Annotated in this window: 21 protein-coding genes; 14 read left to right on the top strand and 7 right to left on the bottom strand. The window is 60.8% G+C overall.

All coding sequences use genetic code 11. The features are described 5' to 3' along the window. Positions 1–70 precede the first annotated feature (70 nt). The 4 genes from trpE to trpC are packed head-to-tail and all read left to right on the top strand — an operon-like array spanning position 71 to position 4,080. Positions 71–1,573, top strand: a complete 1,503-nt coding sequence (gene trpE, locus B1781_RS21280) for an anthranilate synthase component I (RefSeq protein ID WP_078121609.1) — start codon at positions 71–73, stop codon at positions 1,571–1,573. A 2-nt stretch (positions 1,574–1,575) separates the two neighbouring features. Continuing rightward, complete coding sequence (locus tag B1781_RS21275) at positions 1,576–2,154, top strand: anthranilate synthase component II (protein ID WP_078121608.1); 579 nt, start codon at positions 1,576–1,578, stop codon at positions 2,152–2,154. Between the two features lie 57 nt (positions 2,155–2,211). Then, positions 2,212–3,234, top strand: a complete 1,023-nt coding sequence (gene trpD, locus B1781_RS21270) for an anthranilate phosphoribosyltransferase (protein WP_078121607.1) — start codon at positions 2,212–2,214, stop codon at positions 3,232–3,234. Between the two features lie 48 nt (positions 3,235–3,282). Beyond that, positions 3,283–4,080 (top strand): indole-3-glycerol phosphate synthase TrpC, encoded by a 798-nt coding sequence (gene trpC / locus B1781_RS21265; protein WP_078121606.1) that lies wholly within the window; start codon positions 3,283–3,285, stop codon positions 4,078–4,080. 74 nt (positions 4,081–4,154) lie between these two features. On the opposite strand, the gene crp is transcribed toward trpC, so the two are convergent. Continuing rightward, positions 4,155–4,826: a cAMP-activated global transcriptional regulator CRP gene (gene crp / locus B1781_RS21260; RefSeq protein WP_078121605.1), complete on the bottom strand. Its 672-nt coding sequence runs from the start codon at positions 4,824–4,826 to the stop codon at positions 4,155–4,157. 98 nt (positions 4,827–4,924) lie between these two features. Here crp and B1781_RS21255 point away from each other — a divergent pair, with 98 nt between their 5' ends. The 3 genes from B1781_RS21255 (at position 4,925) to speD (ending at position 6,750) form a co-directional block, all read left to right on the top strand. Then, the gene (locus B1781_RS21255; RefSeq protein ID WP_078121604.1) at positions 4,925–5,344 is read left to right on the top strand and encodes an OsmC family protein; all 420 of its coding nucleotides are present in this window, start codon (positions 4,925–4,927) and stop codon (positions 5,342–5,344) included. Next, entirely contained in the window at positions 5,341–5,757 is a 417-nt protein-coding gene (locus B1781_RS21250) for a VOC family protein (RefSeq protein ID WP_078121603.1), read from the top strand. The genes B1781_RS21255 and B1781_RS21250 overlap by 4 nt, the downstream gene beginning before the upstream one ends. Positions 5,758–5,934: 177 nt before the next feature. Then, a complete protein-coding gene (gene speD, locus B1781_RS21245; protein ID WP_078121601.1) occupies positions 5,935–6,750 on the top strand; it encodes an adenosylmethionine decarboxylase in 816 nt (271 codons plus the stop codon). Between the two features lie 4 nt (positions 6,751–6,754). Here speD and B1781_RS21240 read toward each other — a convergent pair whose 3' ends face one another. The 3 genes from B1781_RS21240 to apaG are packed head-to-tail and all read right to left on the bottom strand — an operon-like array spanning position 6,755 to position 8,767. Then, a complete protein-coding gene (locus tag B1781_RS21240) occupies positions 6,755–7,516 on the bottom strand; it encodes a TIGR00266 family protein (protein ID WP_125932215.1) in 762 nt (253 codons plus the stop codon). An 18-nt stretch (positions 7,517–7,534) separates the two neighbouring features. Next, the gene (locus tag B1781_RS21235; protein ID WP_078121598.1) at positions 7,535–8,374 is read right to left on the bottom strand and encodes a symmetrical bis(5'-nucleosyl)-tetraphosphatase; all 840 of its coding nucleotides are present in this window, start codon (positions 8,372–8,374) and stop codon (positions 7,535–7,537) included. Positions 8,375–8,398: 24 nt separating this feature from the next. Beyond that, complete coding sequence (gene apaG / locus B1781_RS21230; protein WP_078121597.1) at positions 8,399–8,767, bottom strand: Co2+/Mg2+ efflux protein ApaG; 369 nt, start codon at positions 8,765–8,767, stop codon at positions 8,399–8,401. A 174-nt stretch (positions 8,768–8,941) separates the two neighbouring features. Here apaG and B1781_RS21225 point away from each other — a divergent pair, with 174 nt between their 5' ends. The 3 genes from B1781_RS21225 (at position 8,942) to B1781_RS21220 (ending at position 10,731) form a co-directional block, all read left to right on the top strand. Continuing rightward, on the top strand, positions 8,942–9,394 hold the full coding sequence (locus B1781_RS21225; RefSeq protein WP_334223814.1) for an ankyrin repeat domain-containing protein: 453 nt from the start codon (positions 8,942–8,944) through the stop codon (positions 9,392–9,394). Between the two features lie 159 nt (positions 9,395–9,553). Further along, a complete protein-coding gene (locus B1781_RS23035; protein WP_125932214.1) occupies positions 9,554–9,745 on the top strand; it encodes a hypothetical protein in 192 nt (63 codons plus the stop codon). 47 nt (positions 9,746–9,792) lie between these two features. Next, on the top strand, positions 9,793–10,731 hold the full coding sequence (locus B1781_RS21220; protein ID WP_078121595.1) for a Gfo/Idh/MocA family protein: 939 nt from the start codon (positions 9,793–9,795) through the stop codon (positions 10,729–10,731). On the opposite strand, the gene pdxA is transcribed toward B1781_RS21220, so the two are convergent. The 3 genes from pdxA to lptD are packed head-to-tail and all read right to left on the bottom strand — an operon-like array spanning position 10,706 to position 15,766. Next, positions 10,706–11,710 carry a 4-hydroxythreonine-4-phosphate dehydrogenase PdxA gene (pdxA, locus tag B1781_RS21215; RefSeq protein ID WP_078121593.1) on the bottom strand — a complete coding sequence of 335 codons (1,005 nt, stop codon included), beginning with the start codon at positions 11,708–11,710 and terminating at the stop codon, positions 10,706–10,708. The two genes, B1781_RS21220 and pdxA, sit on opposite strands and share 26 nt — an antisense overlap. Next, complete coding sequence (locus B1781_RS21210; RefSeq protein ID WP_164513498.1) at positions 11,710–13,020, bottom strand: peptidylprolyl isomerase; 1,311 nt, start codon at positions 13,018–13,020, stop codon at positions 11,710–11,712. Before B1781_RS21210 ends, pdxA begins: the two co-directional genes overlap by 1 nt. After that, complete coding sequence (gene lptD, locus B1781_RS21205) at positions 13,004–15,766, bottom strand: LPS-assembly protein LptD (RefSeq protein WP_164513497.1); 2,763 nt, start codon at positions 15,764–15,766, stop codon at positions 13,004–13,006. The genes B1781_RS21210 and lptD overlap by 17 nt, the downstream gene beginning before the upstream one ends. Positions 15,767–16,045: 279 nt before the next feature. On the opposite strand from lptD, the gene B1781_RS21195 reads away from it, so the two are divergent. The 4 genes from B1781_RS21195 (at position 16,046) to B1781_RS21180 (ending at position 19,099) form a co-directional block, all read left to right on the top strand. Beyond that, positions 16,046–17,029 (top strand): aminoglycoside phosphotransferase family protein, encoded by a 984-nt coding sequence (locus tag B1781_RS21195; RefSeq protein WP_078121586.1) that lies wholly within the window; start codon positions 16,046–16,048, stop codon positions 17,027–17,029. Positions 17,030–17,270: 241 nt separating this feature from the next. Next, positions 17,271–17,876, top strand: a complete 606-nt coding sequence (locus tag B1781_RS21190; RefSeq protein ID WP_078121583.1) for a hypothetical protein — start codon at positions 17,271–17,273, stop codon at positions 17,874–17,876. Further along, positions 17,873–18,199, top strand: a complete 327-nt coding sequence (locus tag B1781_RS21185; protein ID WP_078121581.1) for an HPr-rel-A system PqqD family peptide chaperone — start codon at positions 17,873–17,875, stop codon at positions 18,197–18,199. Before B1781_RS21190 ends, B1781_RS21185 begins: the two co-directional genes overlap by 4 nt. 9 nt (positions 18,200–18,208) lie before the next feature. After that, positions 18,209–19,099, top strand: coding sequence for an HprK-related kinase A (locus B1781_RS21180; protein WP_078121579.1), 891 nt, complete (start codon positions 18,209–18,211; stop codon positions 19,097–19,099). Positions 19,100–19,103: the final 4 nt, after the last annotated feature.

Here is a 19,103-nt window from a genome sequence, read left to right as displayed (position 1 = left end):
CTGACACGCGATGGCGCGGCTGAGCCGACTTTCTGCTCGTGTTTCAGTGTCTTATTGTGTGGAGTGATCAATGACCCCGGAAAAATTCGCCGCCCTGGCCGCGCAGGGCTATAACCGCATTCCCGTGGTGTGCGAGGTATTGGCAGACCTCGATACCCCCCTCAGTGTCTATCTCAAGCTCGTCGACGGCCCGTTCGGCTTTCTGTTCGAATCCGTGCAGGGCGGTGAAAAGTGGGGCCGCTATTCGATTATCGGGCTGCCGTGCAAAACGCTGTTGCGCGTCGACGGTAACCGGGTCAGCGTTGAGACCGACGGTGTCGAGGTTGAATCGGCGCAGGTCGACGACCCACTCGAGTTCGTCGAGACGTTCAAATCGCGTTACCGGGTTGCCGAACTCGACGGCCTGCCGCGTTTCACCGGCGGCCTGGTCGGTTATTTCGGCTACGACACCGTGGCCTATGTAGAACCGAAACTGCGAAACCCGGAGAAGTCCGATCCGCTGGGGTGTCCCGATATCCTGTTGATGGTGTCAGACGAAGTCGTGGTGTTCGATAACCTGAGCGGGCGGATGTACCTGATCGTGCATGCCGATCTCGATCGTGGCGATACCTTGGACGGCACACGCCGACGTATAGCTGGATTGATCGAGCGCATGCAGCAGGGTGCGCCACGCCATCGCAGTGACAGCACACGAACCATCAGCGAATCCGATTTTGTCTCGGGCTTTACCGAAGACGGTTTCAAGCAGGCTGTCGAGCGCATCAAGCAATACATACTCGATGGCGATTGCATGCAGGTTGTCATCTCGCAACGCCTGTCGATTCCGTTCGCGGCGCGACCGCTCGACCTTTATCGCGCCTTGCGTGGCCTGAATCCGTCACCTTATATGTACTTCCTCGACCTCGGCGATTTTCAGATCGTGGGTTCGTCGCCGGAGATCCTGGTGCGACTGGAAGATGGCGAGGTCACGGTGCGACCGATTGCCGGAACCCGCCGACGCGGCCACACGGACGCCGAGGACAAGGCGCTCGAAGACGAACTGCTCGCCGATCCGAAAGAACTCGCCGAGCACCTGATGCTGATCGACCTCGGGCGCAACGACACCGGCCGGGTCGCCCAGGTAGGCACGGTACAACTGACCGACAAGATGGTCGTCGAGCGTTACTCGCATGTCATGCATATCGTTTCCAACGTAACCGGCCAGTTGCGCCCGGAACTGAGCGCGATCGATGTGCTGCGTGCGACCTTTCCGGCCGGCACCGTATCGGGCGCGCCGAAGATCCGTGCGATGGAGATCATCGATGAACTCGAGCCGGTCAAGCGTGGTGTGTATTCGGGCGCCGTGGGCTACATCTCGTGGAACGGCAACATGGATACGGCGATCGCGATCCGTACCGCGGTGATCAAGGGTGGGCAGCTACATATCCAGGCTGGTGCCGGGGTGGTGGCCGATTCCCGCCCCGAGCTCGAATGGAAAGAGACAATGAACAAGGGGCGCGCAGTCTTTCGCGCCGTGGCGTTGGCTGAGGCCGGTCTGGACACGCAACTGCCGTGTGACGAGAAGGAGGGCTGATCATGTTGTTGATGATCGATAACTACGACTCCTTCACGTTCAACATCGTGCAGTACTTCGGCGAGCTCGGCGCCGACGTGAAGGTGCTGCGTAACGACGAGATCGATGTTGCCGGTATCGAGGCGCTCAAGCCGGATCACCTGGTGATCTCGCCGGGGCCTTGTACGCCGACCGAGGCGGGCGTTTCGGTGGCGGCTATCGAGGCGTTCGCCGGCAGGATCCCGATCCTGGGCGTGTGTCTCGGTCACCAGTCTATCGGCCAGGCATTTGGCGGCAATATCGTGCACGCACGTGAGGTCATGCACGGCAAGACGTCACCGATCCATCACAAATCGGTGGGCGTGTTCAGTGATCTGCCGAATCCGTTCGAGGCGACGCGCTATCATTCGTTGATCATTGAGCGGACCACGCTACCTGATTGTCTGGAGATCACGGCGTGGACGCAGATCGATGGTGAGATCGACGAGATCATGGGCGTGCGCCACCGCGAGCTCGATGTTCAGGGTGTGCAGTTTCACCCCGAGTCGATCCTTACCGAGCACGGCCATCAGATGTTGAAGAATTTTCTTCAAGGGCGTTAGTTCAACAAAACCGGCAGCGCGACGCTGTCCGAGACCAATAAACAGAGAGTCGCCACGATGGATATCAAACAAGCCATAGCGCGCGTGCTCGAGCGCCGCGACCTGAGTGCAGATGAAATGACCGAGGTCATGCGCACCATCATGACCGGTGGCGCCACGCCGGCGCAGATCGGTGGGTTCTTGATCGGCCTGCGCATGAAAGGCGAAACGGTGGCTGAAATCGCTGCGGCAGCCGCGGTGATGCGCGAGTTGGCATCGGGTGTCGACATCGGTGGTCTCGACCATGCGGTCGATATCGTCGGCACCGGCGGTGACGCATCCGGCACGTTCAACGTGTCGACGGCAAGCATGTTCGTCGCCGCGGCGGCGGGCTGTCACGTCGCGAAGCACGGCAACCGCTCGGTCTCGAGCAAGTCCGGTAGTGCCGATGCGCTCGAAACAGCCGGCCTGCGTCTGGACCTCTCGTCCGATCAGGTCGCCCAGTGTGTGCGTGATGCCGGTGTCGGATTCATGTTCGCCCCCGGGCATCACAGCGCGATGAAGCATGCGATCGGTCCGCGACGCGAGATGGGCGTGCGCACCATCTTCAACGTGCTCGGCCCGCTGACCAATCCGGCGGGCGTGCCCAACTTGATGATGGGCGTGTTCAGCGACGAGTTGCTGGAAACCATGGCCGAGGTGCTACACAAGCTGGGCGCGCGACACGTGATGGTCGTGCACTCGGTCGACGGGCTGGATGAGATCAGCATCGGCGACAAGACCGAGGTCGCCGAACTCAAGGACGGCAGCGTTCGGCGTTTTTCCATTCAGCCTGAGGACTTCGGCGTGAAGCGCCAGTCGCTCGATCTGATTCGCGCGGCGGACCCGAAAGAGAGCGTCCGCATCATCCATGATGTGCTCGACGACACCCCCGGTGCTGCACGCGATATCGTGATGCTGAATGCGGGCGCTGCGATCTACGTGGCCGGCGTTGCAGACAGCCTGAAGAAGGGCATCGAGATGGCGGACAAGGCGATTGCCTCGGGTGAGGCGCGCAAGCGTCTCGATCGGTTGGTGGTGCTGACCCAGAGTTTCGAATAATTTGCCGCAGCCAGGGCGAGCCGCGAGCCACAACAACAAGTACCAGCGATGACCGACACCCCGGATATTCTGAAGAAGATCGTTGCGCGCAAGCATGAAGAGATTGCTGAGCGACGCACCGCGAAAGACTACGACAGCGTGCTGGCAGCCGCAGCGGATGCGGATCGGCCGCGTGGCTTCGTGCGTGCATTGCAGAACAAGGTGGATGCCGGGCGGGCCGCGGTGATCGCCGAGATCAAGAAGGCTTCACCGTCGAAAGGCGTATTGCGCGAAGATTTCCGGCCGGCGGCGATCGCCCGCAGTTACGCCGACGGCGGTGCGGCCTGCCTGTCGGTGCTGACCGATGTCGATTTCTTTCAGGGCGGCGACGCCTATCTGCAAGAGGCGCGGGCCGCGTGTTCATTGCCGGTCATTCGCAAGGATTTCATCGTCGATCCCTACCAGGTCGCCGAAGCGCGGGCGATCGGTGCGGATTGCATCCTGCTGATCGCGGCCTGCCTGGATGACCGACAATTGCATAGCCTCAATGATCAGGCGCATGAACTCGGTATGGATGTGCTGATTGAAGTGCACGATGGGGAGGAACTCGAGCGTGCCCTGACGACCAGCAATCGGCTGATCGGTATCAACAACCGTAACCTGCGCACCTTCGAGGTGAGTCTTCAGACCACCTTGGATCTGCTCGGTCGCATTCCATCGGATCGCCTGGTTGTCACCGAGAGCGGCATCCTGTCACCCGAAGATGTGGCGTTGATGCGCCAACATCAGGTGCACACCTTTCTCGTCGGCGAGGCATTCATGCGTGCCGACGACCCAGGCGCAAAACTGGCAGCCCTGTTCGCCTGAACAGGTGCTTCACGGCAGCGGTGGTGGGTGGGCGTTGCCCGCCGGAGAGCCCGACGGGCCGATAGGCGCAACGCTCAGCGCGTGCCGAACACGACGATCGTCTTGCCTTTCACGTGGATCAAACCACGCTCTTCGAGATCTTTGAGTACGCGTCCCGCCATCTCGCGTGAGCAGCCGACGATGCGACCGATTTCCTGACGGGTGATGCGGATCTGCATGCCGTCGGGGTGGGTCATGGCATCGGGCTGTTTGCACAACTCGAGCAGCGTGCCGGCGATACGGCCGGTCACATCGAGAAACGCGAGGTGGCTTACCTTCTGACTGGTAGCCTCGAGGCGCTCGGTCAGCTGCCTGCCGATCGCGTACAGGATGTCTTTGGTATGCGGCCGCAGGTCGCCCTCGAACAACTGCTCAAGTTTGTTGTACGAGATCTCTGCCAGCTCGCAAGAGCTGCGCGTACGCACCATCACCGAGCGCTTCGGCATCGGCATGAACAGCCCCATCTCGCCGATGAAATCACCTTTGTTCAGGTAGGTGAGAATGATCTCGCGGCCATCCTCGTCCTCGAGGAACACGGTGACCTGGCCCGAAACCAGGTAAAACAGGCTGTCGGCGGCATCGCCGGGATGAATGAAATCCGTTTTCGCCGGGTAACGCCGGCGGTGGCAATGTGCCAGGAAAGGTTTGAGCCAGTCCGGTTCGCGGGGAGGTGGTTGCGCGATGCTGTATGGATTGGTCTGCGGCATTGCTTTTCGTTCCAGAAGATGTCGAGATTCTATGCAGGCTGATAGGGCTTGTCGAACTATGTTAGCCTCCTTCCCTGGTTTTTGTGACGTATCGCCCTATGAAAGCGAGAATTAAGTGGGTTGATGGTGTGACCATGCTGGGCGAGTCAGACAGCGGTCATGCGGTCGTGATGGACGGTCCGCCGGAGCATGGCGGACGCAATCTGGGCGTGCGTCCGATGGAGATGCTGCTGCTTGGTATGGGCGGCTGCACCGAGTTCGACGTGCTGCACATTCTTAAGAAGGGACGCCACGAGGTGTCGTTCTGCGAGGTGGAACTGGAGGCCCAGCGGGCGGACAGTGACCCGAAGGTCTTTACTAAAATTCACGCGCATTTTCGCGTGGGCGGCAAAGGGCTGTCGGCAAAAGCCGTTGAGCGCGCAGTCGCGCTGAGCGCAGAAAAGTATTGCTCTGCCTCAATCATGCTCGGCGCGACCGCCGAGATCACTCACGATTTCGAGCTCGTCGACGTCGAATGACCCGTCCTTCGATCGGTTACGGCATGCGGCATGTTGCGTTGTTCGTACGCGATTTGGCGGACTGCGAGCGGTTCTATGTCGAGTTGCTGGGGATGCAGGTCGAGTGGCGGCCAGATGAACAAAACGTCTATCTGACCTCAGGCGGTGACAACCTCGCACTACACCAGGCCGATCCGAATGCGGCGCGCGACGAATCGGTGCAGCGTCTGGACCATATCGGTTTCTTTCTCGACAGCCCGGACGCCGTCGATCAGTGGTTCGCCTGGTTGCGCGATCACCAGGTGCGGATGCGCACCGAACCGCGCACGCATCGCGACGGTGCGCGCAGCTTTTATTGCTACGATCCGGATGGAACCCTGGTGCAGATGATTCATCATCCGCCGGTATCGCAGTGGGAAAGCGAGCGCCGCTAGTCCGCCTCTTGGAAAAGGGGTGAGACCATTCCCCGCGGGGCGCGCCTGCCCCTGAACGCTCACCAGCCAGCCGAGTACGTCAAGTTCATGCCCGAGGAGCTCCTGGATTAATTACTTGTCCGGCCAGCGGGTTTGGCGTATTTTGTCGGCCCTTTTTTTCGTCTGGTGCGCGCGCAAATGCCACGCTCGAAAAAGCTCAAGCTGCATGGGTTCAACAACCTGACCAAGACCCTCAGCTTCAATATCTACGACATCAACTACGCGGCGTCGCCGGAGCAGGAAACCCAGTACATCCGGTATATCGACGAGGCGTACAGTGCCAAGCGGTTGACCGATATCCTGTGCAATGTCACCGAGATCATCGGTGCCAACGTGCTGAATATTGCGCACCAGGACTACGACCCGCATGGTGCCAGTGTCACGATATTGATCTCGGAAGAGCCGATTGCCGCCGAACAGATTTCCAACTCCGAGTCGCCCGGTCCGCTGCCCGAATCGGTGGTTGGTCACCTCGACAAGAGCCATATCACGGTGCATACCTACCCGGAGAGCCACCCCGATAACGGCATTTCGACGTTTCGCGCAGATATCGACGTGTCGACCTGCGGGCGCATCTCACCGCTGAAGGCGTTGAACTTTTTGATCCACTCGTTCGAGTCGGACATCGTGATCATGGACTACCGGGTGCGCGGGTTTACCCGCGACGTCAACGGCAAGAAGCATTTCATCGACCACAAGATCAATTCGATCCAGAACTTCCTGGCGCGCGACACGCGTGAGCGTTATCAGATGGTCGACGTCAATGTGTACCAGGAGAACATCTTCCACACCAAGATGATGCTCAAAGAGTTCGACCTCGACAGCTACCTGTTCGGTGTCGACGTCGACGATGTGTCGCCCAAGGAGCAGCGCACGATCTCTGAGAAGATCCGCCGCGAGATGCTCGAAATCTTCTACGGGCGCAATGTCACGCGCGGTATGAAGCTGTCCTGACGGGCTAGCTGAACAGGCTGCTTTCGCCCTTGTCGTTGCCACCGCCTTGCGGTGCGGCCGCAAGGATGCGGTCGGCCATGCGCGAAAACGGCAGGCTCTGTAGCCATACCCGGCCGGTGCCGCTCAGGGTGGCGAGAAATAGGCCTTCGCCACCGAACACCATCGATTTCAGACCGCCGGCCCGCTCGATGCGGTAATCGATATCACCACTGAAACCGACCAGGCATCCGGTGTCGACGCGCAGCGTTTCGCCGCTCAGCGACTTTTCGATGACTGTGCCACCCGCCTGGATGAACGCCATGCCGTCGCCTTCGAGCGACTGCAGAATGAACCCTTCACCGCCAAACAGACCGCTGCCGAGGCGACGGTTAAAGGTGATGTCGATCTTGGTGCCGAGCGCAGCGCACAGGAAGGCGTCCTTCTGGCAGACGATACGCTGACCGATCTTGGCCATGTCCAGGGCGACGACATTGCCGGGGTAGGGGGCGGCGAACGCGACCTTGCGCTTGACGTCGCCGTTGTTGGTGAAATGGGTGGTGAAGATCGATTCGCCGGTGAACAGGCGCTTGCCGGCGGAAAACAGCTTGCCCATTACGCCCTGGTCCGGGTCGGAGCCGTCGCCCATGCGGGTGTCGAAACCGATGTCCTGCTCCATGTAGGTCATGGCGCCGGCCTCGGCCACTGCAGTTTCACCGGGGTCGAGCGTGATCTCGACCAGCTGGATCTCCGAGCCAAGAATCTCGTACTCGATGTCGTGGCAGCGCATAGCCAATCTCCGAATGCTTTAGCTGAATCTTGTCGGGTCCTGCTGACCCTGGCAGCGCGTGAAGTGCGGGGTGGGTGACGCTTCGTCGAGGCGCATTATTGTCAGCGCGCCGCCCCACAGGCAGCCGGTATCGATCCCCCAGACGTTATCGCCGGCGAGGTAACCGAGCGTCGACCAATGGCCGAACACGATGCGTTGATCGCGCGTGCGGCGTTCTGGGTGCTCGAACCACGGCAGCCTGCCCGCCTGCTGGCTGCCGGGAGGCCCCTTTTCTTTGAGCGCAAGCCGCCCGTCGGGCTCGCAGAAGCGTAGCCGTGTGAAGCAGTTGGTGATGAAGCGCAGGCGGTCCATGCCCCGCAGCGATGGGTCCCAGCAATGCGGTTTGTTGCCGTACATCTGCATGAAGTAGTCGGTGTGATCGTCACTGCACAGCACCGACTCCACTTCGTGTGCGCAGGTGAGTGTCGTATCCAGATCCCATTGCGGCGGCAGGCCGGCATGGATCATCAGAAAACCGAGTTCGCTGTCGAAATGTGCGAGCGGTCGTCGGCGCAGCCAGTCCAGGAGTTCTTCGCGGTCGCTCGCCTCGAGGACGTCGGTCAGCGTGCTGTCTTCCTTATGTTTGTCGTTGCCGGCGGCGAGCGCCAGCAGGTGCAGGTCGTGGTTGCCGAGAACGCAGATCGCGCTGTCGCCAAGGTCGCGGAAGAAACGTAAGACATCCAGCGACTTGGGGCCGCGGTTGACCAGATCGCCGACACACCACAGGCGATCTTTCGCGGCATCGAACGCTACCTCGTCGAGTGCGCGCCGCAGTTCGTCGTAACAGCCTTGGATGTCACCGATCGCAAAGTCGGCCACGGGATCTCCCCGGCGGGGTGCCGGTCAGTGCAAAACGCGCGGTACCGCCAGGGAAAAACGGTCGATCGGTGCCATGAACGACTCGCCGTCGTCGTCGACCATTTCGTATTCGCCTTCCATGGTGCCGACCGGGGTCTCGATGACGGTCCCGCTGGTGTAGCGGAAGACCTCTCCCGGCTGCAGGTAGGGCTGCTCGCCGACCACGCCCTCACCGCGGACTTCCTGAGTCTTGCCGTTGGCATCAGTTATCAGCCAATGACGATTCAGCAGCTTGGCCGGGATGTTGCCAGCATTGCTGATCGTGATCGTGTAGGCGAACACGTAGCGGTCGGCCCCCGGATCGGACTGTTCGTCGATGTACGACGTTTCGACGCCAACTTCGATCTTGTGCATAGCTTGACCCTGCCTGACGGTCCTTTTTTCGCGTGATCTGGCGTTGAAGCTACTGTCAGCAAGAATGAAAAGCAAGCCTATTACAGCAATGGCTAATCCTGCCGATATTGCTTTCAGGAAGAATGTGGCATCTGCCGCAATGTTGGGATAGCCGTCTGCTGAGGACCGAGGGCCGTGCGCAGTATTTTTGGGATGTTGTTGGGGTTGTGTCTGGCCTTTCCGGCCATGTCAGCGGATGCCGAGGCGCGCCTGGTGGCAGCGTCGGCGGCCGGCAAATCGGCGATGGTTCGCGATCTGTTGGTCCAGGGCGTCGATGCCAACACGAAGAATGGCACAGGTCGTCCGGTGTTGGTGCTGGCGGGGTTCAACGGCAACCGGCGCACGACGATGGTGTTGCTGGCGGCCGGTGCCGACGTGAATGCGGCCGACAGCACCGGTACAACCGCGTTGATGGCGGCGAGTGCGTTCGGCCACAAGGACGTCGTCGATATCCTGCTGGTGGCGGGTGCGGATGTGAATTTGAAAGATGCGGCGGGCAAATCAGCGCTGGCACGCGCTACACTAGGCGGTCATACAGAAGTCGCCGACGTGCTCAAAGCCGCTGGGGCGGTCGAAGAACAAAAGTGAACAGGGCAGAAACCAAGCGTATGTGCAGCCTATCGATCTACCCGATCGGGTCATATGACACTTTTGCTTCGGCTGATGTTTTCGGTGTGATCTGCAACGCATTATTGCCTCGCGGCATTCGCGAAGATCACGCCCCAGAGAGTTGACGGAAGTATTGCGATGCGCAAATTACTGACACGTTGCTCCGGAAGAGCCGATCCGTTCGGGCTATTGGTGCTGGCTGTGATGCTGGCGTTGACGGTAACCATCGGCATCCAGGCGCAGGCCTCGACTTCCGGTGCGGAATCGTCGTGGTTCGCCGCGGAAATGGTGTGTCCCTATCCCTGCACCCGAGATGATGGGCGGCATTAGACGGCTGTGTTAGGCTCGGCGGCACCTAGCTGCCTGAGGACAGTCGATTGTCGGAACGTCTGCGTGTGGGGGTTATAGGAGTCGGCTATCTCGGCCGGTTCCATGCCCTGATCTATTCCAAACAAGCTGAAGTCGACCTGGTCGGCGTCGTGGATGTCGACGGCGACACGGCGAACGCCGTCGCCGAAGAAGCCGGATGCGATGCGTTCACCGACGCGGCGCAACTGCTCGGCAAGGTCGATGCCGTCAGCATCGTGGTGCCCACCACGCTTCACCTGTCGGTCGCGCGCCTGTTTCTCGAGCAGGGCGTGCATGTGCTGTTGGAAAAACCCATCGCTGCGACCGTCGAAGAAGGCGCGGCGATTGTCGCCGCTGCCGAGCAGGCCGGGGTTGTGCTGCAGATTGGCCACCTGGAACGTTTCAACGCCGGCGTCATGGCGTTGGCGAAAAGCATCAAAAAGCCGCGCTTCATCGAGGCGCACCGCATGAGTCCGTTCGTTGCGCGCGCCACCGACGTCGATGTGATCTCCGACCTGATGATCCATGACATCGACATCGTGCTGTCGCTGATCGATTCCGACATTGTGCATATCTCTGCCGCCGGCACGCCGGTGCTGACCGAGCATCTGGATATCGCCAACGCGCGCATCGAATTCGCCAACGGTGCGGTGGCCAACGTTATTGCCAGCCGGGTCTCGCGCGAGAAAATGCGTCGCGTACGGGTCTTTGAACCGCACCGCTACCAGTCGCTGGATTTCATCGAACAGACGTTGGATCTGGCCTATCCAGAACAGAAAGAGGGTGCCGAGTGGCCGGAAATCGTGACCGAGCGTGTCTCGATCGAACCGGTGAAGCCGCTTGATGCCGAGATCGATGCCTTTGTGCGTTGCGTGAAAATCGGTGAGGCCCCATTGGTTGGGGGGAGTGTCGGCTTGCGTGCGCTCGACGTGGCGTTGCAGGTCAAGGCAAAGATTCTAACGCCGTAGGCGAGCGCTGCAGCATCTCGATCGCGGAATTGATCGCCGCGGCCAGGCTGCCACTGTCGCAGCGTCCGCTGCCGGCAAGCTCCAGTGCGGTACCGTGATCCACCGACGTGCGGATGATAGGCAGCCCAAGCGTGATGTTGACGGCGCGGCCGAAACCCTTGTGCTTGAGTACCGGCAATCCCTGGTCGTGGTACATGGCCAATACCGCGTCGGCGGTTTCAAGCTTTGATTCGGTAAACAGTGTGTCTGCGGGCAATGGCCCGACCAGATTCAGGCCGTTGGCACGCATCTGCTCGAGAACCGGGATGATGACGTCCAGTTCTTCCCGCCCCAGATGACCACCTTCGCCGGCATGCGGGTTTAGGCCGCACACAAGGATGCGCGGCTGGTCGACACCGAAACGCCGACGTAGGTCGCGGTCGAGTATCTCCAGCACTTGTTCGAGCGTTTCGGCAGTGATCGCATCGGCCACAGCGCGCAGCGGCAGGTGGGTGGTGGCCAGCGCAACTCGCAGACCGGGACAGGCCAACATCATGACCGGGTGGCCGCCGGTGCGCTCGGCGAGAAATTCGGTGTGCCCACTGAACGGGACGCCGGCGTCGTTGATAACGCCCTTGTGGACGGGCGCCGTGACCATGGCGGCATAGCGGCCGCAAAGGCATCCGTCTGCTGCACGACGCAGGGTCTCCAGCACGTATTCGGCGTTCTGTGGATCCAACCGGCCGCATTGCGCCGGCGATTTGGTGCGCACCTCGTCAATGTACAGCTGCCCCGGCATGGTCGGCCCGGGTACGGCTTCGTCACCGATCGGGGTGAGGCGCAGTGGCAGATCGAGCAGCTTGGCCCGTTCGAGCAGCAGATCGGGATCACCGATGACCACCAGCGGTGCGGGCCACGCCTGCTGGGCGATCTGCACGCATAGATCGGGACCAATGCCGGCCGGTTCGCCGGCAGTGATCGCCAGTAGATTGCCGGACATCAGCCGTTCAGGTCGTCGAGCCGAAGCTCGATATAGGCCTCGTCGCGCAGCCGACGCAGATAGTTTTCCAGTGCTTCCTTGGCTTTTTCGTCGCGCACCGCTTTGCGTGCCTGATCGCGGCGGGTTTCGTCGGTGGCGTCGTACTGGCGGCGGCCCAGTACCTGCACGATGTGCCAGCCGAATTCCGTTTTGAAGGGTTGGCTGACTTCGTTGCTTGCCAGCAGGTCCATCTGCTCTTCGAAGGCGGGTACCAGGTTGCCGGGTGTCGACCAGCCCAGGTCGCCGCCTTTGATCGCCGAGGCCTTGTCATCGGAATGCGAACGCGCCAAGGCGTCGAAATCATCACCGTTCAGAATACGGTTGCGCAGTTGCGATAGCCGGCGTTGCGCCTCTTCGTCTGATGTCACCTCGTTGGTGCGAATCAGGATATGCCGAGCATGTGTCTGCGGTACGATCTTGGCGCCGCCGGTGCGCACATCCTGCAATTGCAGGATATGGAAGCCACGACCAGCTGCGACCGGCCCTTCAATATCGCCTTTCTGCATCTTCGCGACGTACGGTTGGAACAGCGGCGGGATGCTGTTGACCTCGATCCAACCGAGGTCGCCGCCCTGCAAGGCGTTCTGTCCGCTCGAAATATCTTGTGCCACCTTGCGGAAGTCTTCGCCGCCCTTGATGCGTTCGACAGCTGCCAGGGCGACCTTGCGCGCCTCCTCGCGTTGCTGCGGCGAGGCGCCATCGGGTGTTTCGACCAGGATGTAGTAGAGGTGTACCGCGGTGCGGCCATCGGCACCGCCACTGCGTTCAAGGTAGCTGTCGATTTCCGACTTGGTGACCTGGATACGGTTGGTGACCTCGCGATTACGCAGGCTGCGCACGATGATTTCGTCACGCATCGAGTCGCGGAACGCATTGAAGTTGATGCCTTCCGACTCCAATGCCTGCTGCAGTTCGGGGACCGTCAGTTGGTTGTTGGAGGCGATTGCGTTGATGGCGCGCGTGATGGTCTCTTCGTCGGCCTCGATACCGAGGCGGTTCGCTTCGGCCAGTTGCAGCTTGTTCATCACCAGGGTGTCGAAGGCCTTCTTCTGGATTGCCGAATTGGATGGCATCGGCGAAACGTTTTTGGCTTCGAGCCGCTGTTTCATCTTGGTCGCTTCGATGCGCAACTCGCTGAGCATCACCACGTCGTCGCCGACCACGGCGAGAATGCGGTCGATCAATAGGGGCTGTTCGGCAGCCGGCGTCGTTTGCGCCAACAGCAGGCTCAAGCCGGCTGCGGCCAATAAGGCTTTAAAGGCCTTCGTCATAATCGTCGTCATCCGTTCGGTAGCCGTAGATACCGTCTTCCAAAGTTGAATCAATGTCGTTGCCCAGCCTGCCCAGACCGCTGAGTTCGAGCTGCAGCATGAACGCCAGGTTGTGATCGTCGCCCGAGCTGTCGGTGTATTGTCTCACCAGTCCCCGGATGCGCCAGCAGCACTGGCCATACTCGACCCCGACCAGCGCTTCGAGCAGGCGGCTCTCTTGCAACGAGTAGTTATGCCGGCCAATCAGGTTGACCTGATCGCTGATCGGCCAGATGAACGCCAGATCGGTCTGCTCGGTGATCTCGTCACGCAGCCGGTAGGCGGCGTTGAAGATGCGTCGCTGGCTGTCGCGGTAGCTGATCTGCGCCAGTGCCTGGTCGATGTTGCCGCCGTTGCCGTCTTGTGGGTCCCATTGCAGGCCGGCGCGTGTCTGCCATCCGCCACCCAACCGGGCCGCCACTTCGCCGACCAGCGCCGAGGTGCTGTCGTCGATATCGCTGTCCGGAAGCAGATTTACCTCGCGGTCCTCGAAGTACAGGATCTGACCGATGCTGGCTCGCAGGAGTTCCGCCCCGGTTTCTTCCGACAGGAAGCGGCTGGTCAGCGCCAGCGTGACCTGGTTGGCATCGCCGAAACGATCCGGACCATTGAAGCGGTTGTCGCGAAACAGGTTGTCGAAGCGAAAGTCGAGGTAACTGGTGTCGAAGATCGGTTGATCGTCCTGATCCGTGTGCGGCACGTACAGGTAATACATCCGCGGTTCGAGCGTCTGCGTCACGGCATTGCCGAAGTACGAGGTGCTGCGGTCGAAGTACAGGCCGCTGTCGACGCTGAGCATGCCGGTGACGTGCGAAGGGGTGTCATCGAATCCGGCGACCTGATCGGTGAGGTCGTAGGCAACGTAGCGTGCGCCCACCTTGGGTTCAACGTAGCCCCAGGTTTCGCGCAGCGGCAGGCTGATCGCTGGGAACAGGTCGATCCGGTGGCCACGCACCGAGTTGCTGCGGTCGAAGTTCACGTACTCGGCGTCGAGGTGGTACGTGGTGCCGGCCAGGCCGTCGGGATGTTCGAGATCGAACAACAACTGCGGCAGGCGACTGTAGGGCTTGTCCTCGTCGAGAATGTCTTCGTCGATAGTCTGGTACTTCTGCACGCGACCAAGGAAATCCCAGGTGTCGCCCAGGTATCTGATGGCTGCAGTCCGTTGGACGTGTGCGGTACTCGTCACCGCCAAGCTGCCGCCGAGATCCTGAAAATAGTCATCGTCCGACACATAGTTGAAGTCGATGTTGCCCTTTAGGCGATCTGTGAAGCTGGTATGCGTGCGCAGCGCGACGCTTCCGCGATCATTGTTTTCCCCGTCGTACTCGCTATCGCTCGGCAGGTAGTCGGCGGCCAGCGTGCCCTGCGTACTTTCGGTCAGGAATCGGAACTCTCCGCCGAGCATCAGTCCGCGCTTGGTCATCAGGCGCGGGGTCAGCGTCAGGTCGTAGTTCTCGGCGAGGTTGAGGTAGTAGGGCACCGTCAGGTCGAAACCGGTGTTGCTGCTCTGGCCTATCGTCGGAATCAACACGCCGGAGCGGCGGCGGTCGTCGATCGGGAAGGTGAACACCGGTGCGTAAAGGATCGGTGCGCCCTGAAAACGCAGCGTCGCGTGGCGGGCTGTACCGAAGCCTTCCTCGCGGTCCAGTTCAAGCTCGCTGGCTTTCAGCACCCAGTCGTCGCTGCCGGGTCGGCAGGTGCTGTAGGTGATGTTCTTGTAGCGGCTTTTGCCGTCGGCCAGGAATTCGGCCTGATCGGCATCGCCGCGCGCGTGGATGGCGGGCACACGGTAACGCGCCTGATCGATACGCCCTTCGCCGGTGGCCAGTTGGTAGCTCGCCGATTGGCCGGCTACGCGCACGTCCGGTCGAGTGATCACGATGTTGCCGTCGGCATCGACATTGCCGCTGGCGCGATCGACGATCACGCGGTCCGCCTGCATGCGCAGCCCGCCCTGAACGAGCACGACATTGCCGCTGAATTGTGCCTTTTCCGGTGTTAGCTCGGCGACCGCACCATCGGCGGTCACGTCGATCGGCTGTGAGAAGTCTGAACCGGCGGGGGGCGGTAACGAGGGCGGGCCGGCCTGCACATTGCTGGTCGGGCACATGCCCCAGTCGATGCCTTCGTCGAGGGCGTCTGCAGCTGCGGGAGCCAGACCGACAGATGAAGCCTCGGGAGTATCCGCCGCCGGCTGCAGCGCGTCTTCGGCGGGTGCCGCTACTGGTGTCGGCTCCGCAGGCGCCGGCGGTGTGGCCAGCAGATCCGGCATCTCTCCGGTATCGAAAGCACGCGTAGCCGCCGGTTGACGCGGTGTGGCAGCGGCCGGCTGCGATAATGTTGTTGGCTCTGGCTCTGGCTCTGGCTCTGGCTCTGGCTCTGGCTCTGGCTCTGGCTCTGGCTCTGGCTCTGGCAAGACGGGTTCGTCGACTGCGGGCTGGGCAGGTGCTACCGGCTGACTATCTTCTACCGGTTCGACTGCGTCTTGCGGCGCAGTCATCGAAGGTTGCTGCGTCGTCGGTGCGACCGGTGCGGCCTGCGGCTGCGCCGGCTCTGCCAGCGGCGTGACCACCGCGTCGCTGTCTTCCGGGGTGCCGGGCGGCGGCGTATCGTCAACCGGCTGTCCGTCCTTACTGCACTGCCAGCCACTGCCGTCGGGCGCCATGCGGCAATCCCAGTTGGCATCTTCCGCCAAGGCGGGCATCGACGTGACGAGTATGCTTGCGATGCCTAGCGATACCGTTGGTAGGGCGCGGCGTATGGCGGCGCTCAGCGGCTGGAGGCAGATAATCCGGTTGGTGCCTGACACGTGGCTGTTCTTTGTGTTTCCTGGTGGGTCCAAACCCGGGGTTGAACCGCCGACGAATCGTTGGAAGCCGGTGGGCGGTGCATTGAGGGGCGGTAAAATCTCATAGAATAAGGTTTTCTTCAATTCCCGCAGGCCCGCTGAAAGGTGGTGCCTATTCCCAATTTGAGGACTTAAATGCCCGAGCGTTTGCAACTGCTGGAACAGTGGCTGCGGCAATCCTGCTGCCTTACCTACGAATCGATCGCACCTGCCTCATCGGATGCGAGTTTCCGCCGTTACTTCCGTGTGACCAAAACCGACGGTTCGACCTGGATCGCGATGGACGCCCCGCCGGACAAGGAGGACTGCGCGCCTTTCGTCAAAGTCGCAGCGATCATGCAATCGGCCGGCGTGCATGTGCCGCGCGTGCTCGAGCAGGACCTGAATCAAGGCTTCCTGCTGCTCGAGGATCTCGGTTCGACGGCCTATCTGGATGTCTTGACGGCAAACAGCGTCGAAAAGCTTTACGCCGATGCGCTGCAGGCGCTTCTGCAGTTGCAAGCAAAGGCTTCGAGCGACGGGCTGCCGGTCTATGATGAAACGCTGTTGCGCCGTGAGATGGCGTTATTCCCGGACTGGTTGTTGGCGACACACCTCGAACTGGAACTGGATTCGCGTGAGCAGAAGATGCTCACTTCGGCATTCGATGTGCTGGCCGAAAGTGCGCTGGAGCAACCCCGGGTATTCGTCCATCGTGATTACCACTCGCGCAACCTGATGGTCGTGGACCGGCATAATCCGGGTGTGATCGATTTTCAGGATGCAGTTGCCGGCGCGCCGACCTACGATCTCGTCTCCCTGCTGCGTGACTGTTACGTGCGGTGGCCGGGCGAGCAGGTTGATCGGTGGGCCTCAGAGTTCGCCCAGGACCTGCGCTCCGAGGGCCTGATCGATGTAGGCGACGATACGTTCTTGGCGTGGTTCGACCTGATGGGTGTGCAGCGCCACCTGAAGGCTTCGGGCATTTTCGCGCGGCTCAATCACCGTGACGGAAAGCCCGGCTACCTCGCCGATATCCCACGCACCCTGCAATACATCGTTGACGTGGGCGCCCGCAGGCCGTCCATGCGGGCGTTGGCTGATTTCGTCGAAATGCGGGTGCTGTCTCGCATGTCGTAAGCCGGTCATCGTACTGTTACGTCAATGAGGTTTATGTCCCACCTGATCCGCGTGTAGACTTGCCGTCAAGTCAGATAAGGACGCAGTCTTCGAAGCGGGTCAGACCCGGGGTGTCAGGAAAATTGACAGACTCGGCGTGGAGCGACGCCGGCCGATTTTTTGATCCTTTGAAAACAACGGGATAGTGGTTTCGGCACGAAACCTGCTTAGGAAGCTTGCATAGTCAGGAGATTTTGTGGCAATGGCAGCTCACAACGAAAAGATTTCGAATAAACGTCGCCGCCTGTTCAAGGCGCTGTCGACGGTTCCGGTCGTAATGACCCTGCGTCCCGGTTCGGCACTGGCCAACCAGAGTGCATTTCAGTGCCTCGACACGGGGGAGAACATTTCTAATTGGCACCAGTCCAATTGGCCGCACCTCAATGATCCCTGCCCTGAGGGCGAGATCTGCTACGCCTATGAGCGTCGCTACTACTGGGATACGTCGACCGGCACCAAAGTGCCGAACACGGCCTGTCCCTCATTGCACAAGGTCATCGTCCAGGCGGACAGCGGTTATCTCGATTTTACCGGCAATGACGCGACGCCTTTCGTCACGTTCAATCCGACCGACACCACCCTGATGATTCTGCAAGACGGTGAAGGCAAGGCCTGCGTCGAGGATATTCCGCGCCAGGAAGGCCTGTTCGCCGTTGTCGGACACCCGATCGACGACAACACCGATTTCGTCATCGACGGCACCGTGCCGGAGGCTCGTATCCAGACTGGATATCAAGGCATCACCGGCACCTGTCTGACCTCAATCGCCGGAGCGGTTCCGCCGAACTACACGCTGTCTCGCGGATGACGCTCAGCGGGTTTCCCGCTGCCGGGCTCGCTGAGGCGGTTTGGTGGCGGGAAAGTGACCAGCCGTTGGTCTGGTCAGACTCCGATCAGTTTGTCGCTGTCTTCGACCCGGTTTCGGGCGAAACCCACCTTCTCAACGAACTACCCGCCATGCTGCTTCAGCAGGTCGATGCGCAGCCGCGTACGGCAGCCGAACTGCTGGCGACAATCCTCGGCGAAGAGGCCGGTGAGATTGCGCCGCAGCAAACTGACCAGATCATTGCCACGCTGAAATTCCTGGCCGAGGCCGAGTTGATCGAAATCGGTCGCGCAGAAATGGCATAAGATGCAGCAGTGACTGCAAGTTTTTCCTCAGGCAACGGCCCCATAACGCTCGATGCAGGTCCCTTTCGGGTGGGGCTGCACGCCACTGATCCGGTGTTTATCGACACAGTCAGCGCGTTTTATGGTCCGGTGATTCAGTCGGGCGCGGAGCAGATCTACGACTATGAGGTCGTGATCCGGCAGCCGCAATCGCTGCGTCGTTGGTTGCGCCCACAGGCGGTCTTCGAGATCGACGGTATGCGCCCCTTCGAGCCGCAGCCGCTCGATCATGCATTTCCGATGTACGAATGGGGCCTCAACTGGTGTGTCGCCACCAGCGCCCACCGGTACCTGATGCTGCACGCGGGAACGATCGCTTTTGGTGACGAGGCGTTGATCCTTCCCGGCAATCCGGGGTCTGGAAAGAGTACGTTGTCTGCTGCGCTCTCGTTGCGCGGCGGGCGGCTGTTGTCAGACGAATTCGGGTTGCTGCAGCCCGAAATCATGCGCTTGCTCCCGATGCCGCGCGCAATACCGCTGAAGAACGCGTCGATCGAGGCGATACTCGATTTCGACGCCGATGCGCCGTTGGGGCCTACTTACCCTAAAACGCGCAAGGGCCGTGTTCGACATCTCCAACCGGACAAGACGAGCCTGGCGATGCAGGCGCAAACGGCGTCACCTCGCTGGCTGGTGTTTCCCACCTACACACAAGGCGCGGCTGAGAACCTGGTGCCGCTCGACAAGGCCGAGGCGTTTCGCAACCTCGCGTTCAACAGCTTCAATTACAAGCTGTTGGGTGAGACCGCGTTCCGCGCCGTCTGCGCGTTGATTGATCAGGTCGATTGCTATCGCTTCACCTACAGCAATCTGCACCGCGCAGTGCCTGTTCTGAAAGGTTTGGTAGGGGCGGCGGATTAACGGC

Origin of the sequence: Thiosocius teredinicola (assembly GCF_002009425.1) — a bacterium.
Classification (GTDB): Bacteria; Pseudomonadota; Gammaproteobacteria; order Chromatiales; family Chromatiaceae; genus Thiosocius; species Thiosocius teredinicola.
The sequence above is the reverse complement of the archived record's forward strand: the minus strand, read 5'-3'. Positions and strand labels throughout refer to the sequence as shown.

Excerpts from the sequence above, each read along its gene's own strand:
- pdxA (WP_078121593.1), bottom strand. The coding sequence starts at position 11,710 with ATGTCCGGCAATCTACTGGCGATCACTGCCGGCGAACCGGCCGGCATT.
- B1781_RS21255 (WP_078121604.1), top strand. The coding sequence starts at position 4,925 with ATGAAAGCGAGAATTAAGTGGGTTGATGGTGTGACCATGCTGGGCGAG.
- B1781_RS21190 (WP_078121583.1), top strand. The coding sequence starts at position 17,271 with ATGGCAGCTCACAACGAAAAGATTTCGAATAAACGTCGCCGCCTGTTC.
- B1781_RS21275 (WP_078121608.1), top strand. The coding sequence starts at position 1,576 with ATGTTGTTGATGATCGATAACTACGACTCCTTCACGTTCAACATCGTG.
- speD (WP_078121601.1), top strand. The coding sequence starts at position 5,935 with ATGCCACGCTCGAAAAAGCTCAAGCTGCATGGGTTCAACAACCTGACC.
- trpD (WP_078121607.1), top strand. The coding sequence starts at position 2,212 with ATGGATATCAAACAAGCCATAGCGCGCGTGCTCGAGCGCCGCGACCTG.
- trpE (WP_078121609.1), top strand. The coding sequence starts at position 71 with ATGACCCCGGAAAAATTCGCCGCCCTGGCCGCGCAGGGCTATAACCGC.
- crp (WP_078121605.1), bottom strand. The coding sequence starts at position 4,826 with ATGCCGCAGACCAATCCATACAGCATCGCGCAACCACCTCCCCGCGAA.
- B1781_RS21250 (WP_078121603.1), top strand. The coding sequence starts at position 5,341 with ATGACCCGTCCTTCGATCGGTTACGGCATGCGGCATGTTGCGTTGTTC.
- lptD (WP_164513497.1), bottom strand. The coding sequence starts at position 15,766 with ATGCCCGCCTTGGCGGAAGATGCCAACTGGGATTGCCGCATGGCGCCC.
- B1781_RS21185 (WP_078121581.1), top strand. The coding sequence starts at position 17,873 with ATGACGCTCAGCGGGTTTCCCGCTGCCGGGCTCGCTGAGGCGGTTTGG.
- B1781_RS21210 (WP_164513498.1), bottom strand. The coding sequence starts at position 13,020 with ATGACGAAGGCCTTTAAAGCCTTATTGGCCGCAGCCGGCTTGAGCCTG.
- B1781_RS21240 (WP_125932215.1), bottom strand. The coding sequence starts at position 7,516 with ATGCGCTGCCACGACATCGAGTACGAGATTCTTGGCTCGGAGATCCAG.
- trpC (WP_078121606.1), top strand. The coding sequence starts at position 3,283 with ATGACCGACACCCCGGATATTCTGAAGAAGATCGTTGCGCGCAAGCAT.
- B1781_RS23035 (WP_125932214.1), top strand. The coding sequence starts at position 9,554 with ATGCGCAAATTACTGACACGTTGCTCCGGAAGAGCCGATCCGTTCGGG.
- B1781_RS21195 (WP_078121586.1), top strand. The coding sequence starts at position 16,046 with ATGCCCGAGCGTTTGCAACTGCTGGAACAGTGGCTGCGGCAATCCTGC.
- apaG (WP_078121597.1), bottom strand. The coding sequence starts at position 8,767 with ATGCACAAGATCGAAGTTGGCGTCGAAACGTCGTACATCGACGAACAG.